22 protein-coding genes and 1 other annotated feature are annotated in these 26,655 nt (G+C 39.8%); of the genes, 6 read left to right on the top strand and 16 right to left on the bottom strand.

Annotated elements, in window-relative coordinates; translation table 11 throughout:
* Positions 1–40: 40 nt before the first annotated feature.
* From mbcS to refZ, 6 genes are all read right to left on the bottom strand, one after another.
* Complete coding sequence (mbcS, locus tag ACFVSW_RS19770) at positions 41–1,627, bottom strand: acyl-CoA synthetase MbcS (protein ID WP_387318324.1); 1,587 nt, start codon at positions 1,625–1,627, stop codon at positions 41–43.
* Positions 1,628–1,817: 190 nt separating this feature from the next.
* On the bottom strand, positions 1,818–2,021 hold the full coding sequence (locus tag ACFVSW_RS19765; RefSeq protein ID WP_387318323.1) for an alpha/beta-type small acid-soluble spore protein: 204 nt from the start codon (positions 2,019–2,021) through the stop codon (positions 1,818–1,820).
* Between the two features lie 100 nt (positions 2,022–2,121).
* Positions 2,122–3,336, bottom strand: coding sequence for a tRNA uracil 4-sulfurtransferase ThiI (gene thiI / locus ACFVSW_RS19760; protein ID WP_387318322.1), 1,215 nt, complete (start codon positions 3,334–3,336; stop codon positions 2,122–2,124).
* Positions 3,337–4,479, bottom strand: a complete 1,143-nt coding sequence (locus ACFVSW_RS19755; protein WP_387318321.1) for a cysteine desulfurase family protein — start codon at positions 4,477–4,479, stop codon at positions 3,337–3,339.
* A gap of 114 nt (positions 4,480–4,593) precedes the next feature.
* Complete coding sequence (gene ezrA / locus ACFVSW_RS19750) at positions 4,594–6,282, bottom strand: septation ring formation regulator EzrA (RefSeq protein ID WP_387318320.1); 1,689 nt, start codon at positions 6,280–6,282, stop codon at positions 4,594–4,596.
* A 221-nt stretch (positions 6,283–6,503) separates the two neighbouring features.
* The gene (gene refZ, locus ACFVSW_RS19745) at positions 6,504–7,136 is read right to left on the bottom strand and encodes a forespore capture DNA-binding protein RefZ (protein ID WP_387318319.1); all 633 of its coding nucleotides are present in this window, start codon (positions 7,134–7,136) and stop codon (positions 6,504–6,506) included.
* A 145-nt stretch (positions 7,137–7,281) separates the two neighbouring features.
* Between refZ and ACFVSW_RS19740 the strand changes: the two genes are divergently transcribed.
* Positions 7,282–7,764 (top strand): GAF domain-containing protein, encoded by a 483-nt coding sequence (locus ACFVSW_RS19740; protein WP_387318318.1) that lies wholly within the window; start codon positions 7,282–7,284, stop codon positions 7,762–7,764.
* A 377-nt stretch (positions 7,765–8,141) separates the two neighbouring features.
* Here ACFVSW_RS19740 and megL read toward each other — a convergent pair whose 3' ends face one another.
* Positions 8,142–9,326, bottom strand: coding sequence for a methionine gamma-lyase (megL, locus tag ACFVSW_RS19735; protein WP_387318317.1), 1,185 nt, complete (start codon positions 9,324–9,326; stop codon positions 8,142–8,144).
* A gap of 93 nt (positions 9,327–9,419) precedes the next feature.
* A complete protein-coding gene (locus ACFVSW_RS19730; protein WP_387318316.1) occupies positions 9,420–10,841 on the bottom strand; it encodes a sensor domain-containing diguanylate cyclase in 1,422 nt (473 codons plus the stop codon).
* Positions 10,842–11,215: 374 nt separating this feature from the next.
* On the opposite strand from ACFVSW_RS19730, the gene rpsD reads away from it, so the two are divergent.
* The gene (rpsD, locus tag ACFVSW_RS19725) at positions 11,216–11,818 is read left to right on the top strand and encodes a 30S ribosomal protein S4 (RefSeq protein WP_387318315.1); all 603 of its coding nucleotides are present in this window, start codon (positions 11,216–11,218) and stop codon (positions 11,816–11,818) included.
* 97 nt (positions 11,819–11,915) lie between these two features.
* Here rpsD and tyrS read toward each other — a convergent pair whose 3' ends face one another.
* Positions 11,916–13,169 (bottom strand): tyrosine--tRNA ligase, encoded by a 1,254-nt coding sequence (tyrS, locus tag ACFVSW_RS19720; protein WP_387318314.1) that lies wholly within the window; start codon positions 13,167–13,169, stop codon positions 11,916–11,918.
* 43 nt (positions 13,170–13,212) lie between these two features.
* Positions 13,213–13,435, bottom strand: a binding site (T-box leader).
* 144 nt (positions 13,436–13,579) lie between these two features.
* On the opposite strand from tyrS, the gene ACFVSW_RS19715 reads away from it, so the two are divergent.
* Positions 13,580–16,369, top strand: coding sequence for a transglycosylase domain-containing protein (locus tag ACFVSW_RS19715; protein WP_387318313.1), 2,790 nt, complete (start codon positions 13,580–13,582; stop codon positions 16,367–16,369).
* A 50-nt stretch (positions 16,370–16,419) separates the two neighbouring features.
* Here the strand turns inward: ACFVSW_RS19715 and acsA are convergent, their stop codons facing one another.
* The gene (gene acsA, locus ACFVSW_RS19710) at positions 16,420–18,138 is read right to left on the bottom strand and encodes an acetate--CoA ligase (protein ID WP_387318312.1); all 1,719 of its coding nucleotides are present in this window, start codon (positions 18,136–18,138) and stop codon (positions 16,420–16,422) included.
* Positions 18,139–18,330: 192 nt separating this feature from the next.
* On the opposite strand from acsA, the gene ACFVSW_RS19705 reads away from it, so the two are divergent.
* The 3 genes from ACFVSW_RS19705 (at position 18,331) to ACFVSW_RS19695 (ending at position 20,867) form a co-directional block, all read left to right on the top strand.
* The gene (locus ACFVSW_RS19705) at positions 18,331–18,963 is read left to right on the top strand and encodes an N-acetyltransferase (RefSeq protein ID WP_387318311.1); all 633 of its coding nucleotides are present in this window, start codon (positions 18,331–18,333) and stop codon (positions 18,961–18,963) included.
* 90 nt (positions 18,964–19,053) lie between these two features.
* Positions 19,054–19,701 carry an acetoin utilization AcuB family protein gene (locus ACFVSW_RS19700; protein ID WP_387318310.1) on the top strand — a complete coding sequence of 216 codons (648 nt, stop codon included), beginning with the start codon at positions 19,054–19,056 and terminating at the stop codon, positions 19,699–19,701.
* Positions 19,698–20,867, top strand: a complete 1,170-nt coding sequence (locus ACFVSW_RS19695; RefSeq protein WP_387318309.1) for an acetoin utilization protein AcuC — start codon at positions 19,698–19,700, stop codon at positions 20,865–20,867. Before ACFVSW_RS19700 ends, ACFVSW_RS19695 begins: the two co-directional genes overlap by 4 nt.
* Positions 20,868–20,944: 77 nt before the next feature.
* Here ACFVSW_RS19695 and ccpA read toward each other — a convergent pair whose 3' ends face one another.
* From ccpA to murC, 6 genes are all read right to left on the bottom strand, one after another.
* Complete coding sequence (gene ccpA / locus ACFVSW_RS19690; protein ID WP_024030764.1) at positions 20,945–21,943, bottom strand: catabolite control protein A; 999 nt, start codon at positions 21,941–21,943, stop codon at positions 20,945–20,947.
* A 231-nt stretch (positions 21,944–22,174) separates the two neighbouring features.
* Positions 22,175–23,251 (bottom strand): bifunctional 3-deoxy-7-phosphoheptulonate synthase/chorismate mutase, encoded by a 1,077-nt coding sequence (locus ACFVSW_RS19685; RefSeq protein WP_387318308.1) that lies wholly within the window; start codon positions 23,249–23,251, stop codon positions 22,175–22,177.
* Positions 23,252–23,533: 282 nt separating this feature from the next.
* Positions 23,534–23,866: a bacillithiol system redox-active protein YtxJ gene (ytxJ, locus tag ACFVSW_RS19680; RefSeq protein ID WP_387318307.1), complete on the bottom strand. Its 333-nt coding sequence runs from the start codon at positions 23,864–23,866 to the stop codon at positions 23,534–23,536.
* A gap of 80 nt (positions 23,867–23,946) precedes the next feature.
* Positions 23,947–24,441: a YtxH domain-containing protein gene (locus ACFVSW_RS19675; protein ID WP_387318306.1), complete on the bottom strand. Its 495-nt coding sequence runs from the start codon at positions 24,439–24,441 to the stop codon at positions 23,947–23,949.
* Positions 24,442–24,465: 24 nt separating this feature from the next.
* Positions 24,466–24,927, bottom strand: a complete 462-nt coding sequence (locus ACFVSW_RS19670; protein ID WP_387318305.1) for a DUF948 domain-containing protein — start codon at positions 24,925–24,927, stop codon at positions 24,466–24,468.
* 190 nt (positions 24,928–25,117) lie between these two features.
* The gene (gene murC, locus ACFVSW_RS19665; RefSeq protein ID WP_387318304.1) at positions 25,118–26,416 is read right to left on the bottom strand and encodes a UDP-N-acetylmuramate--L-alanine ligase; all 1,299 of its coding nucleotides are present in this window, start codon (positions 26,414–26,416) and stop codon (positions 25,118–25,120) included.
* Positions 26,417–26,655 lie beyond the last annotated feature (239 nt).

Here is a 26,655-nt window from a genome sequence, read left to right as displayed (position 1 = left end):
AAACAAGCAGACGGTAATACCGCCTGCCTTCATTTTATAATTATACTTGTTTCACTGATTCCATTTCTTTTTGTCGCAGTTCAATCCGGCGAATTTTCCCCGAGGTTGTTTTTGGAAGTTCGGTCAAATACTCGATTTTCCTTGGGTATTTATATGGTGCTGTAAGTGCTTTGACATGATCCTGCAGGGTTTTCGTTAAGTCAGGATCAGTGGAGTCGACTTCCTCCTTTAAGACCACAAACGCTTTAACAATAAAACCGCGAATTTCATCAGGGCTTGCCACCACCGCACATTCTTTTACAAACGGATGTTTAACTAACGCATCCTCTACTTCAAACGGTCCAATCGTGTAGCCAGAGCTGATAATAATATCATCACTGCGGCCTTCGAACCAGAAATAGCCTTCTTCGTCCATCTTGGCTTTATCGCCAGTCACATAATAATCACCGCGGAACTGCATTGCCGTTCTTTCCGGATCTTTATAATAGTTCTTGAATAACGCTGGTGTTTCTACATGGACGGCAATATCGCCCACTTCACCGATGGAACAAACCTCACCTTCTTCATTGATGATTTCTACTCTGTTCCCCGGTGTCGGTTTACCCATTGAACCCGATTTCAATTCCATCCCTTTTGTTACACCGACAAGTAAGGTATTTTCTGTTTGACCGTAGCCATCACGGACATCGATATGAAAATATTTCCTAAATATATCAATAACCTCTCGATTAAGCGGTTCACCTGCGGAGACTGCACTATGCAGGTTTGGCAATTGATATTCATCGAGGTTGTCAACCTTTGCCATTAACCGGTATTCCGTAGGCGTACAGCAGAGGACGTTGACATCGTATTTCTGGAGCAGACTTAAATACTTTTTCGGTTCAAATTTTCCGTTGTAGACTAAGCCCGTACCCCCGGAGCCAAGAACGGACAAGAAAGGACTCCAAATCCATTTTTGCCAGCCAGGACCTGCGGTTGCCCAAACCGTATCTCCATCCTCAATACAAAGCCATTTGGGTGCCGCTGTTTTTAAATGAGCAAACGCCCAGCCATGTGTGTGGACAACACCTTTTGGATTGCCTGTTGTTCCAGAAGTATAGGATAAAAAGGCCATATCATCGCTATTCGTATCAGCAATCGCGAATTTGGTACTAGCTTTTTCCATTTCAGCATCCAGATGGATCCAGCCTTTTTCCTCTGCCCCAATCGTAAATTTAATCAGAGGTTGTGTTTCGGTAATATGTTCAAATTGATCAACATATGGATAATAACTTATTACTGCTTTAACATCACCGTGAGTAATACGGTACTGCAAGTCTTTTTCCCTTAACATTTCTGAGCTTGGAATTACAACCATGCCTGCTTTTAAAGCTGCCAAATAAACGACATATGCTTCTATAAGACGTGGAACGATAATAAGAACGACATCGCCCCTTTTTAAACCATATTGGGAGAAAACATTTCCCGCTTGATTAGCCTGCTTCATTAGATTCTCATAAGTAACTTGTTTTGTTTCACCTACCTCATTTTCCCATTTTAATGCTACTCTTTTCGGTTCCTTAGCAAAACACTCCATTTCAGAAACAAGATTATACTTTTCAGGTGCAATTAATTCTTCGCGTTTCATGGTTCTCCTCCTCGATATATTTCTATTAGCTTAATTATACAGAATTAAATAAAAATTTAAAAATATGATTTAATTTTTATTTGCTCCTAGTACCTGATGCTAATTATATACCTCTTATAAAAAAAACGAAAATAAAAAAGAGTGGGAGGAAACCCTCCACACTCTCTGTAGCCATTGTATTTATTTTTTATTATCGAGAAAATCCGCCGCCTAATTGAGACTCAGCCATTTGAACTAAACGCTTAGTGATTTCACCACCAACTGAACCGTTAGCGCGTGAAGTAGTGTCTGCTCCAAGATTTACACCAAATTCGTTTGCAATTTCATATTTCATTTGGTCAAGAGCTTGTTCAACACCAGGAACTACTAATTGATTTGAATTGTTGCCTGCCATGTGATATCACCTCCTTGTGAGTATAGAATGTGTAGAATTGATGAGCTTCATTCCATCTCACAACTGGTAATTGTTCACAAAAAGTTCAAAATTTACTTTATTAAAATAACCCATTAAATTCTGATTGCTTTTCGGTGTCCGCAGTGTCCGGTTTAATCACAAGTGTTTCAATCTCCTGGACAGCTGTTTGAATCATTGGTTCAAAATCAAAAAAGCTTTCATAGTGATTTACTTTTTCTCTTTTGGGTTTCGTTTTTGGGGAGGCTGGAACAAAGATGGTGCAGCAGTCCTCAAATGGCCTGTTTGATATTTCCAGCGTATTAATTTCTTGTGCAATCTTAATGATCTCCGTCTTGTCCATCGTAATCAATGGGCGTAATACAGGCGTATTGGTCACTTCATTTATCGTATACATGCTTTCAAGCGTTTGACTGGCCACCTGTCCGAGACTTTCTCCCGTAATAATGGCAAGCCCTTCACGGTTCTTCCGAATTTCATCCGTGATTCGCAGCATCATTCTTCTTGTTGTTGTCATCGAATAATTTTCCGGGATTTGTTCGCGTATGGTTTGTTGAATATCTGTAAATGGTACAACGTGCAAAGTGATTGAACCATAAATCTCCGCCAGCTTCTTCGTTAAATCAATAACCTTTTCCTTTGATCTTTCGCTGGTAAATGGAGGGCTGAAAAAATGAACAGCTTCAATCTCAACACCGCGCTTCATTGCCATATAGCCTGCAACTGGACTATCAATGCCGCCGGAAAGCATGAGCATTGCTTTGCCGCTTGAGCCGATTGGAAGGCCGCCGGCACCCTGAATGGTTTCGCACGATAAATAAATGGCTTCCTTTCTGACCTCAACCCGCAAATTAATATCAGGATTTTTTACATCTACTTTTATGCCGGGAATATTCTTTAACAAATGTGCCCCAATCGTTTGATTGACACCATCCGTATCTAGTTCATATGTTTTATCAGACCTTTTAGTGGTTACTTTAAATGTTTGGTCTTCCTTATAGAGGGATTGAATTAATTGGAGCGCCGCCTGTTTTAACGTTTCCACATCTCTAGCTACCTTTATTGCCGGGCTGAATGACTGAATCCCAAATATAGTCTGTAATTTTTCAATGATTTCTATACCATTTTCTCCATTTAATAACACATACATCCGGTCGCGGCTTGCCTCTACTTTTATTTTCGGAAAGGGGGCAAGAGCGATTCTCACACTTTTTCTTAACTTTTCAACAAATTTATTGCGATTTCTGCCTTTTGTTGAAATTTCTCCATAGCGGATTAGTATACGGTCATAGTTCATTTAATTCATAACCTTTCGTAGTTGGTTTACCGTTTTTTCAATCGCCTCGATAACGGTCCTGGCCTCAGCTTCAGTATTATCAAAGGAAAGGCTTATCCTGACGGCACTTTCAGCCGCACTTTCCGGGACACCCATTTCGAGAAGCGTTTTACTTGGTGATTTCTTTTTTGAAGAACAGGCACTAGTCGTCGAGACAAAGATCTCCCGCTGCTCAAGTGCATGGATAAAAACCTCTGATTTCAACCCATTTAGTGAAAAATTTAAAATATGCGGTGCTGCATTTTCAATGGGGGTATTTATGTTGATCCCTTCAATTCCATTCAACCCTGTTCTTAACATGCTCTGGATTTTCTTCATTCTCTCAGTACCTGCTGCACTTTTCTCCATCGTCATTCTAAGTGCTTTTGAAAGCGCAACTGCCCCCGCTACATTTTCGGTGCCACTCCGTATTTTCCGTTCTTGACTGCCCCCGGAAAATAATGGAGCAAGCCTTGCACCTTCACGAATATACAAGGCACCTGTACCTTTTAATCCATGAAATTTATGCCCGGAAATAGAACAAAAATCTACTCTATTTTCGGTTAAAGACAAGGGAACTTTACCAATACTTTGAACTGCATCGACATGAAATAAAATTGTTGGATAATTTTTTAATATTTTTCCAACCTCTTCAATCGGCTGCACGGTTCCCACTTCATTGTTAACATGCATAATCGAGATTAAGATGGTCTCTTTTCTGATTGCCTTTTCAACGTCAGCGGCTGAAATTCTTCCTGTCTCGTCAACAGGCAAATACGTTATCTCGAAGCCTTCCTGCTCAAGCTGCTCCATTGCTGCCCTAACCGATGGGTGCTCAACACTTGATGTAATCAAATGCCGGCCTCGATTCTTATTTAACAATGCAGCACCTTTTATCGCCAAATTATTCCCTTCTGTGCCGCCGGAGGTAAAATAAATCTCAGATGGTTTCACTGCTAGCAGCTTGGCCACTTGATCCCTTGCCTGTGAAAGGAGCTTTTCGGCTTGTCCCCCCAAACCATGGAGTGAGGAGGGATTTCCAAAATATTCACTAGAAACCGTCAGAAAAGAATCTAATACCTCTTTATATGGTTTAGTCGTTGCACTATTATCAAAATAAATCATTTTTTCTCCTCCAAGAAAATCGCACTTTCAAAAATAAATCTTATCATAAACTTGTTGAATTGAAAAAGTAAAGAAAACTCGCTTGGCTTGCTGCCAGCGAGTTTCCTTTTGTAATTATGCTTCAATACTAGCTTTTATTTTTTTCAAGGCTTCCGGGTCAATTCCCTCTAATGAGGCTGCGACTTGTTCCAAAGCTTCTTGATAATCATATTGTCTAAATGCTATTTCCGCTTCTAGTAATCCTTTTGAAACGGATGGATAGCGGCTGCGATACCTATTTCCATATTGAATGGCTTTCTCAGCAAGCGTGACATTCTCAATCATTTCAAAGGTAGTATTCACAAGTTTTTCAACGGTTAACTCGGCAATTTCTAAGTACTGATTGAGGGCAGAAATATTTAATGGCTTTTCTTCCAGCTGATATCTAACATTTTGAATACTTTCATTTGTATCCTCTAATAAATATTTATAATCGGCAGGCAATCCAGGGACATTACTCTTAGAAACAAAACGAACTGTTTCTCCTACCTTTTTTGTAAGCTCTTTAATCGTTTCCCTTGCTTCTAGTTCATCTTTTCTGAGCGCTTGGAGTTTTAGTGCAAAATCCTGCTGCCCATCGCGGATGACATCCAGCTGATCTTTAATTGCACTTAATTCCTCGCCAATCACGCTTTGAGCTGTTGTATTCAATTTTATTTTTTCAATCAGAATATCATAGTGTTTATAAACAGTGCCAAGTTCCTTTTCAAGATTCCTTTGTGTTTCAAAGTCACTGTCAGATAACTGATAACTTTCCTGAACATGGATTACTTCATTTGAAAGATTTTCATTTTCCTCCTGAGCAGCAGTTAGAAGATCATAGGCTGCCTTTTCATTCTTTACTACATAATGCTTGGCGTGAACTTCTTTTTCTAAGTGGTCAAAAAGGATATCAATTCTTTGCTTTATTTCCTTAATTCCTTCTTCTGCTTGTTCAATTTCTGTTGCTTCAATCAATCGCAAATTCTCGGCAAGCTTTTCTTCCAAACGCTTAATTTCCTCACCCAAATTTAAATGATCTAAATAATATTCCTGTTCTGTCAGTTCACGGTGTCCGTCTAAACACTCGGTCAGCTGATTAGGAAGTAGTGATTGACATTCAATTAAGAGCTGCGGAATCAAATCCATATGGTTTTTAATCGTTCCAAGCTGGTTTTGCATTAGTAAAACCACTTCTCGGGCTTCAAGGTAATTACCGAGTTCGGTTTTTTCATCAAATTCTTGGAATTTTTGTGCCGCTTCACTAAGCTGCGCTTCTAAGCGTTTTTCAGCATTGCCAAAGCTGTGACGGTGTGCCAGAAGCATCTTCTTCGATTCTCGATAGAGTTCTTTTAGCTCCTCAATTTCAACCCGGTTTTTTTCCTCACTGCCAACTAACTCATGCAGCTCTTCCAATATCCTCTTTATCTGTACCTCAGTATCCTGTAGTTTAGCTTGAATTGCCTGTTGGACACCTTTCGCTTTTTTGAATCGATACCGATCTATGTACTCTTCTGCATCAAAAAGCATCTCTTCTAAATCAGGAAGCTGTACGGTAACAACATCGTCCCATTGATTCCGCCAACTTTCGAAAAGCTCTTCCGTTTGGCCTGTCATATTTAACTGCTTTACCTTCGACATTTCATCGAGTACTGGCCTGTTCATTAAATCGATTTTCCACGCTTCCAACCGGTCCATTTCTTTAAAATATTTTTTCTTTATTAAATATCCCAATACAAATAAGGCAAGTACGAGGATGAAAAATCCAATGAAATAGTAAATCACTTGTAAGCCCCCTATATCCAAAAACATTGATTCAATTATATGATTTTCATCTATTATATTAATTAGTTAAGTTTCGCTTCAATGCCTTAATGATACCATGTAAACGACAATTTTTGACTATAATTTTCAATTTTTTTGTAAAATAAAATAAACGTTTGTTTCAAATCCTTACTTTTTCTAGAATTGAGCTCAGTTTTGCCAAAAAAAAATAGCGATTTCCGCTATTTTATTACTGCTCCCTTTTTTATTGGCACGTCCGAGCAAAGGGTTTTATCAATCCATAAGTGAATATCTTTTAAATATTTTTGCTGAAAGAACTGCTCATTTGGAAAAACGTACAAGACCTCTCTCATATAACGCGTATTCATAAATGGCATCATCAACAGGCCTTTTAGCTGGATTATTAAATAGGGAATTGAATGTGGGCGGAATTCATTCCATTCGAAGCCCCTTTCAAATATCTTCTGGAAATAGTATTTTTCCTTCAATGAATAAGTTGACATGATTTCTCTGACAACTTGTGATTCTATCGACATCTCCCGATATACAAAACTGGTTAGCTGAATATTTTCACTTTGATAAAAGAGCAAATCTGCTACAATCCGTTTTAAACATTCTTTTGCACCTCGATCAATGAAAGCGTACGCTTCTTCTATTTTGCTGCTGTACTGTTCAAAAAAATGCATAAAACAAAATTCTAACAGACCTGTTTTATTCTTGAAATGGTAGGCAATAGCTGCTGGATTTACATTTGCTAAACTGGCAATATCTCTAATCGACGTTCCCGAATACCCATTTGAATTAAACAACGAAATAGCAGCCTTAACAATTGCTTCTTTTGCATTCTCCTTCATTCATTCTCCCCCTACAGTTATCCCTTAAATAATGATTCTTTGCGTCCCTGCTGATTCCTTCATAAAAATATCGACAAAGTGTGCTTATTTTCTTCTATTTCTGATAAGATAATTAATAAAGTATAAGAAAAAAAGGAGAAATTTCATGTTTAACGTCGAAATGTATACTGGAAACCGTGAAGAAAATTATGAGCTCGCGAAAAAGCAATTGCGTGCACTTCTTCATGACGAGAAAAACCAAATTGCTAACCTCAGTAATGCTTCTGCTCTATTAAATCAGTTTCTTGATCGCATTAACTGGGTCGGATTCTATCTAATGGATACAAATGGAGAACTAGTACTGGGACCATTTCAAGGGCTTCCTGCCTGCATCCGCATTCCAGTTGGCAAGGGGGTTTGCGGTACCGCTGCCTTGAAACAGGAAACGATTCGTGTTGAAGATGTACATCAATTTCCAGGCCATATCGCTTGTGACGCTGCCTCCCAATCCGAAATCGTCATTCCACTTGTAAAAGACGGTCAATTAATTGGTGTATTAGATATCGATTCACCAGAAACAAACCGCTTTGATGAATTGGATCAACAACAGCTCGAAGAATTCACAGCTGTCCTTGTAGAATACTTATAAAGAAAACTCGCCGCTCACGGCGAGTCAGATTGTTGAGAAAGGGTATATTTCTCGGCAATTTTTCGTTAATAGATTGTTCCTGCTAACTGGCCTGTTGATTTCCGCTCCGGGCACTCGCTTTCCGCGGGGAGGTCCGGGAGCCTCCTCGGCGCTTTGGCGCCTGCGGGGTCTCCCGTAACCTCTCTATCCCGCAGGAGTCGAGTGCCCTCCGCTCCAATCAACAGGGGGGCAAAATCAAACTAGAATTGCAAAACACTTTTTCTAACCTGGCTAAGTGTGTTGCAATTTTTTTATATTTGGCAAGCTGCCGTAAGGAGAGACGGTTCACTCGCATTCTTTAATCACCGTAACCGGCACGAAGCCCCTGCTAATTTTCGTTATATTTTATCAAATGCCTGCTCTAGGTCTTCTCTAATATCCTCCCATGCTTCAAGGCCTACTGAGAGACGGAGCAGGGTATTCTCAATCCCCATTTTTCTCCGTTCTTCCTCAGGGACAACTGCATGAGTCATTGTTGCGGGATGCTGAATCAATGTCTCAGCATCGCCAAGACTAACAGCAATTTTTATCAGTTGTAAGTGATTGATAAACTTTTGCGCAGTTTCCTTTGTTCCTTTTATTGTAAAAGAAATGAGGCCCCCTGGTTGTTTCATTTGTTTTTTCATAATCTCATAATCCAAATGTTCTGGATCCCCTGGAAAATAGATGGAGTCGACCTTTTCGTGACTTCTCAAAAATTCAAACAGATGAGCTGCATTTGCTGAATGGCGATCCATCCGGACTGGAAGTGTTTTTATTCCTCTTAACAATAGCCAGGCATCAAAGGGAGAGATAATGCCGCCAATGTCCTTTTGTGTCGTTCGGGACACAGTTTCAATAAATTCCTTTTTTCCGATCACCAGCCCGGCAATAACATCTCCGTGGCCGCATATATACTTTGTTGCGCTATGAATAACAATATCACAGCCTAATTCGATTGGCGTTTGTAAATACGGTGAACAAAAGGTATTATCGACAACAACCGGGATTCCTCTTTCACTCGCTATCCTTGCAGCCATCTCCAGGTCGACAAGCTTCATCGTAGGATTTATTGGCGTTTCAATATAAATACAAGCTGTATTAGGCAAAATATCATTTTCTAGTGTTTCCTTTGAATCCATTAGCGAAAAGTTGTGTCCAATTCCATATTTATCCTTTAGTAGCTCCATCAGCCCAAATGTACAACCATAAACTCCCTGGGAACAAAGGATATGATCACCCGTTTTTGTTAAGGCCATTAATACTGCACTTACAGCAGCCATCCCCGACGAAAAAGCTAACGCTGCTTCTCCTTTTTCAAGAACGGCCATCTTGTTTTCAAGTATTTTCACCGTTGGATTTCCCAAACGGGAATAAATAAAGCCTTCTTCCTTTCCGGCAAACCTTCTTTCCCCTTGTTCAGCATTTGCAAAGGTAAACGTGGATGTTTGATACAAGGGCGGAACTAAACTCCCCTGATGTTCATCGTTAGAATAGCCTGCATGAATAACTTCCGTTTCAAACCGCGCCTTCTTCTTCTCCAATGTGAATCCCTCCCGTTTGTAGGCGTTACCAAAATTACTAATAAAATATAGCGATTGCCGGCATATCGTTAGGGCACTCATAGTAATGAGTGCCTAGCCCACGGATATATTGTCTCCTTGGATAATAACCTTGTTCTTTCCTGTTTCTTTGGCTGTATACAAAGCTTCATCCGCTCTTTTAAATAAATATTGATAAGAATCAAGGCGGTCTTTACTCCAATAGGAAACACCACATGATACTGTAATAGGCGGATTCGTGCTTTCTGAAACCTTTTCAACTAATCTCTCTGCTATTGCTGTCCCGGTGTTCAAGGGAACCATCGGTAGGTAGATGGCCAGTTCTTCCCCGCCCCACCTGGCACCTATATCCCGCCCGTGAATATTCCTTTTAATTAAATCGGCTAACTGAATAAGCACCTCGTCTCCAATTTGATGTCCATAGGTATCATTAATTTCTTTGAAATTATCGATATCGATGAGAATAAAGGTGCCTTCTTCATCCTTTTTCATCGAACGCTGGATTTTTTCATCCAAAAACTTCCGAGAGTGGAGCTTTGTAAGATGGTCCGTAATGACCAATGTTTCCAATTCCTCACGAAGCAGAGAATTGGTAAGTGCCAATGATGAATGATGTAATAGTGATTGAAGCAGCTTAAATGTCTCGAATGAGAAGAAATAGGGCATTTGATGCATAATTATCGAAAACCCTTTTAATTTCTGTCTTTGAATCATAGGTACGGCTATAATGGAATGAAAGCTCGTTTTATTTGGAAGATTTAAATCTCCAATAAACAATGGGCCGCTTCCTTTTTGAATCTTTTCCTTTATGTAATCAATATAGATTTGAGCCTGTTTTGTGAAAAAATAAGGCGTGGAGCCTGAGAGTACTTTCACCTTTACTTGATCATGAGAAAATAGAAAGAAACCAACTTCTTCCGCATCGAATGTATTCTTAATTTGTCCCGACATAAATGTCATCGTCTCGGTAAGCCGCAGGTTAGAATTTAAACGGTGCGAAGTTTCGTTGATTAATTGCAAATCAGATATGGCTCTCTTTGATTGTTGATAAAGCTGGGCATTTTCTAATGCGCTTCCTGCACACCTCGCTAATAAAGTAATAAATTCTACCTCATTATCGGGAAACTGCGGTGTATTTGGAGCAATTACCTGCAATACGCCATATACCCCCTGCCGCCCTTTTAATGGGGCATAGAGAATGGCGTGCTTGTCAACAATGGAATTTTCAAATTGGATATTTCCCGAGGCATAGGAATTAATTGCTGTCATATTTTCACTATCATAGTTAAGGTCAATTTTCGGTAGGTCATTGTGGCTGTGAGTGTCCTGGGAAAGAAGTAAGTAATACGAAAAGTCAGGATATACTTCTTGAAGAATAACGAATAGTTCACCTAAAAGGGTATCCACATCCAGGGACGAATGAAGTTTTTCGGTTATTTGAAATAATTTCTTATATTTGTTTTCTTCCAAAATTAAATCTCCATTAAAAGCATTCATTCAATCTCCCCACCGCCACTTCCAGATATATACATCACAATCCAATTATAGTTAATAATGGCATACATTTGGAAGGTTTTTTTGAATAATTTATTACTTTTTTCTAAATATTTTTTTGATAGGGGACAATCTTAAAGAAAGCAAAAATATTCTTGACTAAATGGGGATAAAAATTATATAATACTCTTTGTGTAAAATATTGCAGCCTATAAGAATAAACTTAATTGCTTCATTTTGTTCCTCACATCTTTGTGATGGTGCATCGAGTAACCCTCCGCTGCTAGGGCGATGGTGCATGAAAACAAAATGACTGTTATTGTGTTTCTTAACGGTTTTTATTTTACCAAAATAAAAACACGAAGGAGGAGTCATTCATGGCTCGTTATACTGGCTCTAGCTGGAAAATTTCTCGTCGTCTTGGAATCTCTCTAAGCGGCACAGGTAAAGAATTAGAAAAGCGTCCTTACGCTCCTGGACAACATGGTCCAAACCAACGCAAAAAGCTTTCTGAATACGGATTGCAATTACAAGAAAAGCAAAAACTTCGTCACATGTACGGAGTTAATGAGCGTCAATTCCGCAACCTTTTTGTTAAAGCTGGCAAAATGAGCGGCGTACACGGTGAAAACTTCATGATTCTTCTTGAATCACGTCTTGACAACCTAGTTTACCGTTTAGGTCTTGCCCGCACTCGTCGTGCAGCTCGTCAATTAGTAAACCACGGTCACATTTTAGTTGATGGTTCTCGCGTAGATATCCCATCATACCGCGTAGCACCTGGTCAAACAATCAGCGTTCGTGAAAAATCACGTAACCTTGATGTGATCAAAGAAGCAATCGAAGTAACGAATTACATTCCTGATTATGTAACTTTCGATGCTGACAAATTAGAAGGTACGTTCACTCGCTTACCAGAGCGTTCTGAGCTTGCTGCTGAAATTAACGAAACATTCATCGTTGAGTTCTACTCACGTTAATCTTTCAGAAAACCCCCGTTCCAATTTGGCACGGGGGTTTTTGTATTATAGAAGTTCTATTAAAAAAAGAGCTTTGGAAATCCAAAGCCCTGATTAATTAATATTTAATTAACGTATATTTCTTCTTCCCTCTTCTAATGATGGTAAACTGACCTTCGATTTTATCGGATTCCACCAAGCTGTAGTTGGAGTCCGTTACTTTCTCACCATTTACAGCGACCGCTCCATTGGTAATGTCTTCACGCGCCTGGCGCTTCGATGGAGAAATTTTTGCCGCAACTAAAAGGTCGACCAGGTTTTCCTCATCAGCTGACTCATAGGCCGGAACATCTTTAAAGCCTTGTTCAATCTCTGCAGCTGTTAGCTCCTTCACATCACCGCTAAATAATGCTTGCGAAATCTTAATCGCCTGCTCTAATGAGTCCTCGCCGTGGATAAGACGTGTCATCTCTTCTGCTAATGCCTTTTGCGCTTTACGGAGATGCGGTTCTTCAGCAACGGCCGTTTCTAATTTTTCGATTTCCTCATGTGAAAGGAACGTAAAAAACTTTAAGTATTTGATAACATCGGCATCAGCTGTATTAATCCAGAACTGATAAAACTCATATGGCGTAGTTTTTTCAGGGTCGAGCCAAACAGCGCCGCCCTCTGTCTTGCCAAATTTTGTCCCATCCGCTTTTGTCACGAGCGGAATGGTTAAAGCATAGGCCTTTGCCCCTTCAGGCTGCATTTTCCGAATTAATTCTAACCCAGAGGTAATGTTACCCCATTGGTCACTGCCTCCGATTTGCAGTTTACAATTATGGTGTTGGTACAAATGATTGAAATCCATTGCTTGTAAAATGGTATAGGTGAATTCAGTAAAAGAAATACCTGTTTCAAGCCTTGAGGCAATAGTATCTTTAGCGAGCATGTAATTAACACCGATATGCTTGCCGATGTCACGTAAAAAAGTAACGATATCCATCGATCCGGCCCAATCGTAGTTATTAACCATTGTTGCGCCATTTTCACCCTCAAATTCGAAAATTGCCGCTAACTGTTTTTGGATACCGGCAACATTTTCTTGTACCTTCTCAAGGGTTTGAAGATTGCGCTCTTCACTCTTTCCACTTGGATCACCAATTAACCCTGTTGCACCGCCGACTAATACGATAGGTCGGTGACCATGCTGTTGAAATCTTCTCAATGTCAAAAACGGTACCAAGTGCCCGATATGCAAACTGTCCGCCGTCGGATCGGCACCACAATATAGTGAGATTTTCTCTGTATCTAGAAGCTCTTTTAACCCTTCGGCGTCTGACTGCTGGTAAATAATTCCTCTCCATGCTAAATCCTGTAATAAATCCATTCTAAATCCCTCCAACTTCAAAATAAAAACGTCCCTGCAAAAATGCAGGGACGTAATTTTACGCGGTACCACCCAGCTTGAGGATATCATCATCCTCCAACTTGAAAAAAATAACGGTTATCACCGTTCTCCATTACTAATAATAATATTCACAGAGAAAGCTCGAGGACGTAATTCATTCTTCTATATGTACCGGCTCCCACCACCGCCGGCTCTCTAATAACAGGGATAGAAGAACTACAATTGATTCCCTTCACAGCTTTAATATAAAATTAACTTATAGTTTTTTTATCATATTTTCTTCTAACTGTCAAACACGAACTGGAAATATCAGAAAAATGTAGAAGTTTGTCAGTTTTTTATAGCGTCTGTATGCTATAATGGATGTGATTTTAAAAGAGGTGATGCTTTTGAAAAATGAAAAATTACAAGCATGGTTGGAAAAAGCTAAATCCGCACTTAACTTGTTTACCCATAAAAAAACGGTAAAAAGTGCACGAATCACATATCAAGTCTTTTGGAACTTATTCCTCCTAATATTGACCGTTGTCATTATTGGAGGCTCATTCGGTGCAGGGGTAGGAGCAGGTTATTTCGCCTCGCTTGTAAAGGATGAACCCGTACGCTCATACGAAAGTATGAAAAAGGATATTTATAATTACACAGAAACATCGGAATTATATTTTTCTAATAATGTCTATCTTGGTAAGCTCAGAACCGATCTTGAACGCGAACAAGTGACACTCAATCAAGTATCGAAGGATTTAATTAACGCAGTTGTCGCTACCGAAGACGAATACTTCTACAAACATAATGGAGTCGTCCCAAAAGCTGTTTTTCGCGCCGTCTTCCAGGAAGTTTCAAACTCTTCTGTTCAAACAGGCGGCAGTACTTTAACACAGCAATTAATAAAAAACCAAATTTTAACCAATGAGGTTTCATTTCAACGGAAAGCCAATGAAATTTTACTTGCCCTTCGATTAGAGAAGTTCTTTGACAAAAAAGAAATTCTTGAAGCTTACTTGAATGTTTCAACCTTTGGAAGAAACTCATCCGGACGAAACATTGCCGGTGTCCAAACGGCAGCTAAAGGCATTTTCGGCAAAAAAGCAAGTGAATTGAACTTGGCACAATCAGCCTTCATCGCTGGGCTGCCGCAAAGTCCATTCGGATATACCCCTTTTACAAGAGAGGGGACCATTAAGAACAACCTTGAACCAGGACTTAGCCGAATGAAAACGGTATTAAAGCGTATGTTTGACGGCGGGTATATAAACCAGCAGCAGTACGCTGAGGCATCTGCCTATGATATCACCAAGGACTTTATCGCGCCGGTTACAAATCCGCTTGAAAAATACCCTTGGCTGACGGTTGAAATTGAAAAGCGTGCTATCGATACTCTGACTACCGTACTAGCTCAAAAGGATGGCTATACAGAAAAAGACTTAAAAAATGATGATAATCTTTATTACAAGTACAAAACGTTAGCTAACCATAATTTACATCAAAATGGCTACCAAATTCATACGACAATTGATAAAGAGATTTACGATGTGATGCAGCTGGTAAAAGACAATTATAAATACTATGGAGCAGATAAACCTCAGGAAGTGGAAGACCCGGAAACTGGAGAAAAGAAAACGATTATGGAGCCTGTCGAGGTTGGAGCAGAACTAATCGAAAATAAGACCGGTAAGATTATTAGCTTTGTTGCCGGAAGGGATTACAACAAACAACAGCTTAATCATGCAACTAGTGCATACAGGCCAAATGCGTCCACGATGAAACCGCTGCTTGTCTACGGCCCTGCAATCGAATTAGGTAAAGCGGCACCGGGAACACCGCTGCCAAATGTTGAATTATATTTGGACCCCAGCAGAAGTAAACCATGGCCGCGAAATTACGGTGGAGGTTATAGCGGTTTAGTTTCTGCTCGCTATGCACTTGCAAAATCCTATAACGTTCCTGCCGTAAAACTATACAAGGAAATTGTTGACCAACAACCGGCAAAATACCTAGAAAAAATGGGAATTACCTCTCTTCTAAAAGATGATCATACAAACCCTTCAGCTGCCATCGGTTCGTTACAGAAGGGTGTTACCATTGAAGAGAATACAAATGCCTTTAGTACCTTTGCAAACAATGGTAAATTTATTGATGCCTATTTGATTGATAAAATTGTCGATAAAAGCGGCAAAATAATCTATCAACACGAAGTAAAGCCAGTTGATGTTTTTAAACCGCAAACAGCATATTTAACTCTAGATATGATGCGCGATGTAATTAAAACGGGAACTGCCGCCGGGATCAATAGTAAATTGAACTTTAGAGCCGATTGGGCCGGTAAAACAGGAACAGGTAATGAATATACGGATTCCTGGTTTGTTGCGACAAATCCAAACGTAACCTTTGGTATTTGGACTGGTTACGATACGCCAAAATCGCTGCAGTCTAAAGGAGTGCTGTCTTACAGCCAGCGGACAAATAACCTTTGGGCTGAATTAATTAATGCAGCATATAAAATCAGACCGGATTTAGTGGCACCAAAAGAGTCATTTACCATGCCTGAAGGAATCGTGAAACGATCCTATTGTGCTGTTTCAGGGATGCTGCCGTCCAATGCCTGTTCGAAGGCCGGCTTAATTGAAAGTGATTACTTTAACGTCAAAGATGTTCCGACGAAAATTGATGATAGCTTGATTGAAGGAAAGTTTGTTACGATTGGCGGGAAAAGATATTTAGCGTTAGATTCTACCCCAAAAGAGTTTGCCCAGTTTGGTCTTATCTTAAACCCGGACTTTATTACTCGAATGGTCGGAAAGAATTTCAAAAATACAAGACAGCTTATACCTGAGAAAGATCGTTGGGCGAAAATTCTCGTTCCTGACTCCAAAATGGTCGATAATGGGAAGAAGCCTGATAGTGTCCGTTTAACAGCCTCAGGTAATACATTAACTTGGTCAGCAGCCCGGGATAATGATATAGTGGGCTATAGAGTCTATCAAGGAAATGTATTTTCAACTAAAGTCACGAGCGTTATTAATGGTTCGAGCCTTTCGTATAAAGCCGGAAACGGAGTTTATTATGTAACTGCAGTTGATATCGCTGGCAACGAATCCGCTCCATCTAATCTTGTAGAGGTCGGCATAACAATACCTGATCCTATTGTAACAACACCTGAAACAACAACACCGCAATAATAAAAACCGCACCGATCATTTAATTTGACCGGTGCGGTTTTTATTTTTAATTAATCTTCTAAAGTTGAAAGGTCGCCTGCTGGTAAATTAAGCTCCCAGGCCTTCAAGACGCGGCGCATAATTTTACCGCTTCTCGTCTTCGGCAGTTTGTCGCGGAAATCTATTTCCCTCGGCGCTGCATGGGCAGCGAGACCTTTTTTAACAAATTGCCTGATTTCCTCTTTAAGTTCATCTGACTGTTCATATCCGTCCCTCAGGGCAATAAAGGCTTTGATAATTTCACCGCGAACCGGATCCGGTTTTCCGATAACGCCTGCCTCTGCAACAGCGGGATGCTCAACAAGCTTGCTTTCTACTTCAAATGGTCCAACACGCTCACCGGACGTCATGATGACATCATCAACCCGTCCTTGGAACCAGAAATACCCGTCTTCATCCATATAGGCGGAATCTCCGGAGACGTACCAGTCATTTGGCATAAAGTATGATTCATATTTCTCCGGGTTATTCCAAATCGCATTCATCATCGATGGCCAGCCTTTCTTGATCGCAAGGTTCCCCATTCGATACGGCGGGAGCTCATTGCCTTGATTATCAACAATAGCAGCAATCACCCCTGGAATTGGTTTACCCATCGATCCAGGCTTAATTTCCATGCAAGGATAGTTACTAATCAGCTGGGCACCTGTTTCAGTCATCCACCAGTTATCATGAATTCGTTTATTAAATACCTTTGCTCCCCATTTCACTACTTCCGGATTCAACGGTTCGCCAACACTCAGCACATGTCGAAGGCTGCTTAAATCGAATTTCTTAACAACCTCGTCACCTGCACCCATTAACATCCTGAAAGCGGTGGGAGCACTATACCAAACCGTGACCCCAAATTCTTCAATCATTTGATACCAGGTCTCAGGACTAAAGCGGCCTCCAATAATCACATTAGATGTTCCTGTTAACCAAGGGCCAAATATTCCGTAAGAAGTCCCGGTAACCCAGCCTGGATCGGCCGTACACCAGTATACATCTTCCTCTTTTAAATCAAGGACCCATTTTGCTGTTTGATAATGCTGAATCATTGCATTATGTACATGCAGTACTCCTTTTGGTTTCCCAGTAGAACCGGAGGTATAATGCAGAATCAGACCATATGTCCTGTCCACCCATTCAATTCTTAATTCCTTACTTGCCTCTGCAAATTTGTTCAAGAAATTAATATAAGGACCCTCTTCATCTACATTTTTGCCGACTAGGAAAATATGCTTTAATGCCGGTAATTCATTTACTGGAACACGTTCCAGCAATTCCGGGGTCGTAACTAATACCTTAGCTTCACTGTCTTGCAAACGATCTCTGACAGCACCTTCCATAAAGGCCTCAAATAATGGACCGACAATTGCCCCAAGCTTAATCGCACCCAAAACTGTAAAGTAAAGCTCGGGAGAACGAGGCATGAAAATAAATACACGGTCACCTTTTTCTACATCACCATAATTCTTTAACACATTCCCAGCTTTGTTTGACTGGTCTCTCATTTCCTTAAAGGTATACTTCTCATTTCTTGATGCGTCACGATAGTATAAGGCAACCTTATTTTTTCGGAAGGTTTGAGCATGGCGGTCAATGGCCTCATATGCCAAATTAACAAGCCCTGTTTCACTCCAAGAGAATGCCTTCTCGGTTTCTTTCCAGTCGAATTGGTTATACATCTCATCATAATTGCGTAAATTATGTTCCCCCTGCACAACCGGCAACGCTTCCACTTTCATTCCAATCTCCCCCTCTTGAAGAATATGAGATTATTATAGTACAAATAGTAACTATTCACAATTTTAAAAATACATTCGCTATTATTTTAATATTTTTAACAACACTGAAAATTTTGTAAAGTCAACTTTTCCTTTTTGTTTTTATGTATAATAGAATTGAAACACAAACGATCTTACCGGGTGGGTGACCGTATGGAACACAAAAAGACTTATAATGCTAAACAATTGAAAACTCCTCATGGGAACTTAATCATTGAAGGTCCTATTTCTTCAGATAAACTAGCAGGCTACGAATTTCATGAAGACCTTGTCGCATTTCGCCCTCCTGCCCAACAGCACCAGGCCTTAATTGGGATAGCGAAACTGAAAGAAGGCAGGATTATTATTGCACGAAACCGGCATACCATCGTTGGTTATGTTACATACCTTTATCCAGACCCGTTAGAGCGCTGGTCTGAAGGAAAAATGGATAATTTAATCGAACTCGGGGCAATTGAGGTAATCCCAGAATTCAGGGGCTGTGCTGTCGGAAAGAATCTATTAATTGTATCGATGATGGATGATACGATGGAAGATTATCTTATTATCACAACAGAGTACTATTGGCATTGGGATTTAAAAAACACTAAATTAAATGTGTGGGAATATCGGAAGGTAATGGAGAAAATGATGAATGCTGGCGGCTTAGAATGGTATGCAACAGATGATCCCGAAATATGCTCACATCCGGCCAACTGCCTTATGGCTCGAATTGGGAAACGCATTGATCTTGATACCGTGCAAAAATTTGACCGACTCCGCTTTATGAATCGGTTCATGTATTAATTGAAAAGCGTAAGTGCCTTGATCAGCCCCGTGGGGCTAGGCGAGAAGAGCTAGACATAGGAAAATTTTTTTAATTAGGGGGATTTCCTAATGATTGTAGAAGAAATAATGAAAACAGATGTGGTAACGTTACAACCGACAAACACCATTGCTGAAGCAATTCAAGCAATGGAAATCAATAATATTCGCCACATTCCCATTGTTAATGATGAAAAAAATTTAGTCGGTCTTGTCACCATTTCCCGATTAAAAGAGGCAACATCATCAACTTTTCGGACGAATGACAATCCGGACGATTTGAAAAAACCGCTTGAAGTGATTATGGAGCGCAATGTTATTACTGGACACCCGCTTGATTTTGTTGAGGAAGTTGCCGCGCTCGTCTACGAACATAAAATCAGTGCACTTCCAATCATAAAGGATCAGAAATTAGTCGGGATTATAACTGAAACAGATTTACTGCGAACCATGGTCGAGTTAACAGGTGCCCATCAGCCGGGGTCGCAAATTGAACTAAGGGTGCCGAATATCTCAGGTGTTCTCAGTAAGATTGCTGATATCATTCGCAAGCGAAAAGCGAATATTCTTAGTGTGCTGGTTTACCCGGATAAACAGGATGAGCAATTTAAAATCCTTGTCATTAGAGTCCAATTAATGAATCCCACCGGATTAATTCATGACCTTAAAATGGCCGGTCATCATGTCCTTTGGCCAAATCTGCCGGAGATTTCTTTATGAAAGATCGTGCAGCCTTTATTTACTCAGAAGAACTGCTAAGTTATAAATTCAGCAGTCATCATCCTTTCAATCAATTCCGGCTAAAACTAACAGTAGACTTATTATATAAAATTAATGGATTAGATCCAGAGCATATTATCGCGCCACGAATGGCAACAGAAGAAGAGCTGGCACTCATTCATGATCCAAGCTACATAGAGGCAGTAAAAAAAGCTGGCCATGGACAGCTTCCAAAAGAAATTGCCGAGAACTACGGCTTGGGTACTGAAGATACCCCCGTATTTGCTAATATGCATGAGGCAAGCTCTTTGTTAGTTGGAGGGACACTGACAGCAGTCGATCAGGTGATGACTGGCAAGGCTCTGCACGCGCTCAGTCTCGGCGGCGGTTTGCATCACGGTTTTCGCGGAAAAGCTTCAGGATTTTGCATTTACAATGATAGTTCAGTAGCGATTAAATATCTTCAAGAAAAATACCATGCCCGTGTTTTATATGTCGATACCGACGCGCACCACGGTGACGGTGTCCAATGGTCCTTTTATGACGATCCTAACGTATGCACACTGTCGATTCATGAAACTGGAAGGTATTTATTTCCCGGAACCGGAAACATCAATGAGAGGGGCCAGGGATTAGGCTACGGCTATTCTTTTAATATTCCCGTTGATGCCTTTACTGAAGATGAATCGTGGCTGTATGCCTACACAGAAGCCCTTAAAGAAGTAGCTGAGTTTTTTAAACCGGATGTGATTTTGACGCAAAATGGGGCTGACTCCCATTATTTTGATCCCTTAACACATTTATCAGCCACGATGAAGATTTACCGGGAAATTCCAAAGCTCGCCCATGAAATTGCCCATCAATATTGCGGGGGGAAATGGATTGCGGTCGGCGGCGGCGGTTATGATATTTGGAGGGTTGTGCCGAGGGCATGGGCCCACATTTGGTTAGAAATGACGGAAAACCCAAATTGTTTTGGCAGTTTACCTGCTGATTGGGTAGATTACTGGCAAAAGGAATCACCTGTAGCATTACCAAAGGAATGGGATGATCCTGAGACCTTGTATCCCCCTATCCCTAGGAAAGCGGAAATAACAGAAAAGAATTTAATCACACTTGAAAAGGCACTGTACCCGATTCGCAATCAAAAAAGTCAATCAAGTTAAAGGGCCGCCAATACTTTTGGCAGCCCTTTTCATTAATATCCAACTCAGAGGACATAGTGTCTCCATTGTTTTTCAAATTACTTAGTGGATTGACGGTGTTCAATTCGGTGCGGCAGAACAACAATGTGTTCGCTTGTTTTTTCCTTATTCATTAATTTAGTCAACAGCCTCATAGCAACGGCTCCGATATCATATAACGGCTGAACGACAGTAGTCAGCTGCGGGCGTACCATCAACGACAGCCTTGTATTATCAGAAGTGATTACTTCAAAATCGTCAGGAATGGTATAGCCTTTATCTTCTGCGCCATGGACAACTCCCAGTGCCATTTCATCAGCGCCCACTAAAATAGCCGTTGGTCTCTCTGATGCTTCAAGTAATTTCTCCACTGCTTCCATGCCGGAGTCATAGGTATAGTCACCTTCAACGACCAACTCTTCATTATAAGGGAGCCCAGCCTCTTGCAATGCTCTTTGATACCCTTTGAGTTTTTTCAGGGCATTTTTCGGCTCATGAAGTGGTCCAACAACAAAGGCAATATTCTTATGTCCTTTTTCAATAAATTCATTAACAGATTCAAAAACAGCTTGTTCATAATCAATATTTACAGAAGGTATCTGATTCGACTCTTCAATAGAGCCAGCAAGAACAATTGGTACTGGCGATTTTTCAAACTCTTCCACATGATCCGCGGAAATATTTCCTCCCATGAAGACAATCCCGTCCACTTGTTTGCCCAGCATCGTATTAAGCAAATGAAATTCCTTGTCCTTATTTTGATCAGAATTGCTCAAAATAATATTGTACTTATACATCGTGGCAATATCTTCAATTCCGCGGGCTAATTCAGCAAAAAAGATATTTGAGATATCTGGAATGATAACACCGACAGTTGTCGTTTTTTTACTTGCTAAACCCCTGGCAACAGCATTTGGACGGTAGCCCAATCTTTCGATGACTTCTAAAACCTTTTTGCGGGTCACTGGTTTTACATTTGGATTCCCGTTTACTACACGGGAAACGGTTGCCATGGAAACATTGGCTTCTCTTGCCACATCATAAATAGTTATATTCACTAATAACACTCTCCTAAAACGTACATTGTTTTCTTTATTTTACAACATCTAAGATAAATTTACTCATTGTGAGGAAATATACAATCTGATATATGTATTTAATCATACGATAAGAAGATTAAAGCCGCAATTGCATTTGTCAACATTTTTCGTAATTTCCCGATATTTTATTAAAAAAACCTCCTGCATGAAGACAGCAGAAGGTTTTTTTAATGGGATCTTCACGGTTATTTAAATCCGAACAAAGTGTGATGCCAGCAATTCATTATAGAATGTGTCAAATTGGTTCAGATCCATTTGCTGCTGGGCATCGGAAAGGGCAACAGCAGGGTCCGGATGGACTTCAGCCATTACTCCGTCTGCACCAATAGCAATAGCGGCCTTCGCTGCTGGCAGCAGTAAGTCTCTCCTGCCAGTTGAATGTGTAACGTCAACGAAGACTGGCAAGTGTGTTTCTTGTTTTAAAATTGGTACGGCTGAAATATCTAGGGTATTTCTTGTTGCTCGCTCGTATGTTCTAATCCCGCGCTCACACAGAATAATTTGTCCATTCCCTTGTGCCATAATGTATTCAGCAGCATTGATGAATTCTTCGATTGTTGCTGCAATACCTCTTTTTAATAAAACAGGTTTCTTAACGGCACCAGCAGCTTTCAGTAATTCAAAGTTTTGCATATTCCGAGCTCCGATTTGAATGACGTCGATATAGTCAACTGCCATTTCAATATCAGCAGGATTTACGATTTCACTAATAACAGCCATATCGAATTCATCTGCTACCCGTTTTAGGATTTTTAATCCTTCTACCCCAAGACCTTGGAAATCATACGGAGAAGTTCTTGGTTTGTAGGCACCGCCACGAAGCAGCTTTAAGCCTTTTTCTTTCATTGTTTTGGCTACAGTAGCTACTTGCTCATAAGACTCTACCGCGCAAGGACCGAAAACGAAATGCGGCTTTCCATCACCAATATTTTCACCTTTTAAGGTGACAATTGTATTTTCAGGCTTTTTCTTTCTCGAAACAAGTAAAGCTTTCTCATGGTCATCCTTTTGCAAATCTAGGCCCGCTTTAAAAATTTCTTTAAAGATATGATCGATGGTTGAATTATCAAATGGACCATCATTATGCTCCTTAATGACCTCTAGCATTTTTCTTTCACGGACTGGATCGTAACGGTAAACCCCTTGATTTCCTTTTACTTGTCCAATTTCTTGGACGAGCCCTGCTCTTTCATTAATCAGCCTCAGCAGCTCCAAGTTAAGTTCATCGACACGCGCCCTTAGTTGATCCAAATCATTTTTGCCCATCCTTCGTCCCCGTCCTTTCATTTGCAAATCAGTCTAATATCATAGTTAATTCCATTCAATCATGAGATACTAGCTTACAAGCAAATATTTTTAAATTTTATAATTTTTTAATTAGGCTTTATTATATCGGAAATATTTTTCTTTGTCATCTCTTTTTTCTTTAATGATTAAACGCTTTTAAGTATTAAAGAGTATTTGTGTCTATTAAATTAAATTATGTTTAAAAAAATTAATTTGTGCATCATTTGCTTGTAATTTTATCTTTTGCCGGCGGGTACAGTCTTATTGAGTGTTCATTCCGGCATTTACCAATGCACTATTCGTTATTTTCCAGTGGGAGGCATTCCATGATGATGCTCCGCCCGAAAAAAGAATCACTTGCGGGGATTCGTGCTTGATCTGGAATTTCGCCGCTATTTCGTTTGACAATGAACGTGCTTCCTGAATCGCTAAGTAATACGTCGGAATATCCTGGTGCTCATTTGCATATTTTTCATATTCTTTATATGCAGCATGACTAATTGGACAAGTTAAACTATGTTTTAAAAGAAAAAATTTACCTTCTGTTTCTACTAGTTGATTAAATTCTTCAACAGAATCCACCTTATTAAGCATCCCAACAACCTCCATTAAATAAAAAATAAACGGTGAAGTCATTTTATCACTCCACCGTTTGTATCACAAATAAACTCCCTTTAAAGCTTTACTTTACTTTCTTCCGCGTCAAAAGCTTTTTGAGCTTCCTCCAGCTTTTTTCTAATCTCGGAACTGTCTAAAGTTCCGATTGGAATGGATTTTTTGAGTGTTTTCTTTTCTTTTGGTGCTTGAATTGGAATAAAGGTTGAATTTGCTTCTTCCCCGGCCTCATCTTGGCTGCTAGCTCTTCCTTTAACTTTCTTTAATAGACCAGAGGATTGCTGGACGAGCCCTTGGGAAAGTGAAGATGTTTTAGAGGCTAATTCATTGCTTTTGTTCTTCACGCTTCCCCGCAATTGAATCGTTTTATCCATTAAAGAACCAGCTTGATTTGTTACTGCATTTCGAAGCTCTTTTCCTGTTTTAGGCGCCAAAAACAGCGCTGTAGCAGCACCTGCTATACCGCCGATTAGAGCTCCTAGTAAAAAACTATTTGAAGACCCCTCATTCCGAGCTTGATTCGTTTCGCGTGATTCATATTCTCTATTGGCCATTAATTACTAACCCCCCAGAATTTTCTAATGTGCTCTTACCTTCTTGCCCTCAGCTGGGCTTATTTTAGTTTTCGCTTCTTTTCTTGCCTTCCAGTTATCCTTTAGTTCAAGCAGGACATTACTCCATTGAACAATTTGCGAAATTTTCTCCTTATTTTCCTCTACCTGGATATCAACTGAATTCGTAATGTTCTTGAGCGTGCCATTAAATTTAGAAACTGTTGTCCCAACGTCCTTTACCGCATCAACCACACTATTTAAACTTTCGGATTTATGCTGAATATCTTCAGCTAGTGCGTTTGTTTTTTGTAGCAGCAACGTTGTTTCACTTGTCACACCATCCAGTTGTTTTTCCAATCCTGTTAACGTTTGCGAAACGCTTGTCAGTGTACCCTGAAGTGATCTAAGCGTTTTTGCTAAATAAATTACAAGCACTAAAAACGCAATCGCAATCAAGGCTACGCTTAAGTATAAAATAATTTGCATAATGCACCCCCGCCTTAATTCTATCATTATGTATTACCCATCCCAGATGGATATAAACCTCACTAATTATCTTATATTAGTTCCCTATCTTTGTCTTGTTTTCCTGCCTTTTGTGTTAAAAAATTCACACTAGAGTTTATTTATGTTAACAGTAAAAGGATGCCGGGCAAATTGCCGGCATCCTTTTTAATTAGAACATCTGTTTTTCGTAAGATTCCTGAAACTTTTGGATGTCTCCAGCGCCCATAAAAATAATGACACTGTTGGTATGTTCATTTAAGACGGATGTATGTTCTTCCGTAATAATTTCAGACTCAGCAATTTTATCTTGTAAGTCCTTAATTGACAACTTTCCATGATTTTCCCGTGCCGAACCAAAGATCTCACATAAATACGTTTTATCCGCCAAGCGTAAACTTTCGGCAAAATCCTCTAAGAAGGCTTGGGTGCGCGTAAATGTATGCGGCTGGAAGACAGCGACAATCTTTTGATCAGGATATTTCTGTTTAGCTGCCTGAATGGTAGCTTTAATTTCTGTTGGATGATGGGCATAATCATCAATTAATATTTGTGTTCCGATTCTTTTTTCTGTGAATCTTCGTTTCACACCTTGGAACGTTGTTAATAGTTCCTTAACGACATCCACATTTATTTCTTCATAATGACATAAACCGATAACGGCCAGTGCATTTAAGACACTATGGTCGCCAAAGGCCGGAATCGAAAAGGTATCAAAAAATGTATTACGAATAAAAACATCAAAGCTTGTTCCATTTGTGGTTTTGACAAGATTTTTGGCTTGATAATCATTTTCTTCACCAAATCCGTAAAACAAAACGGGAACCTTTGCCTGAATTTTTTGCAGCTGCTCATCATCACCATAAGCAAATATCCCTTTTTTCACTTGGATGGCCATTTCTTGAAAGGCTGAAAAAACATCCTCAATGTTGGCAAAATAATCAGGGTGATCAAAATCAATATTTGTCATGATGGCATAGTCTGGAAAGTAGGATAGGAAGTGCCTTCTGTATTCGCATGCTTCAAACACAAAATATTCAGCACCTTCTTTGCCCTTACCTGTTCCGTCACCAATTAAATAAGAGGTGGGCTTAGCTCCCTCTATTACATGTGCAAGCAGTCCGGTTGTGGATGTTTTTCCATGTGCACCGGTAATCGCCACACTTGTAAAGTTTTGCATAAAATCGCCTAAAAAGCGATGGTAACGTACAATAGGAAGCCCAAGCTTCATCGCCTCTTGAATTTCCTCATGGGTATCAGGATAAGCATTCCCTGCAATAAGCGTCAATCCTGGCTTGATATTTTCCTTTTGAAAGGGAAGGATTGTGATCCCTGATTGTTCAAGAGCATCCTGAGTAAAAAAATGCTTTTCATAATCAGAGCCTTGCACTTCAAATTTCATATCGTGTAGAACTTGTGCAAGTGCACTCATTCCAGACCCCTTTATACCTACAAAATGGTAAATAGTCATAGAAGAACCTCCAACGAACGTAATACTGTAAACAGTATATGATATCTGTCTGTATTTGACATTATTTATAACCTTACTGAAATATAGAATAAGGTTTTTACGTTTTAAAAATCATTTCATTATTATAACATTGTTCCATAAGAAAAACTATTTGATAACCTTTTAGGGTTAAATCCGTTCAATCAGTGTACTATTTATTCTTTGTCACTGTCTATAAATAATACAAAAGATAATTAGAT

It is taken from the genome of Neobacillus sp. NPDC058068 (genome assembly GCF_042885335.1).
GTDB lineage: Bacteria > Bacillota > Bacilli > Bacillales > Cytobacillaceae > Neobacillus.
Note: the sequence above shows the minus strand (reverse complement) of the source record. Positions and strands in the feature narration are given on the sequence as shown.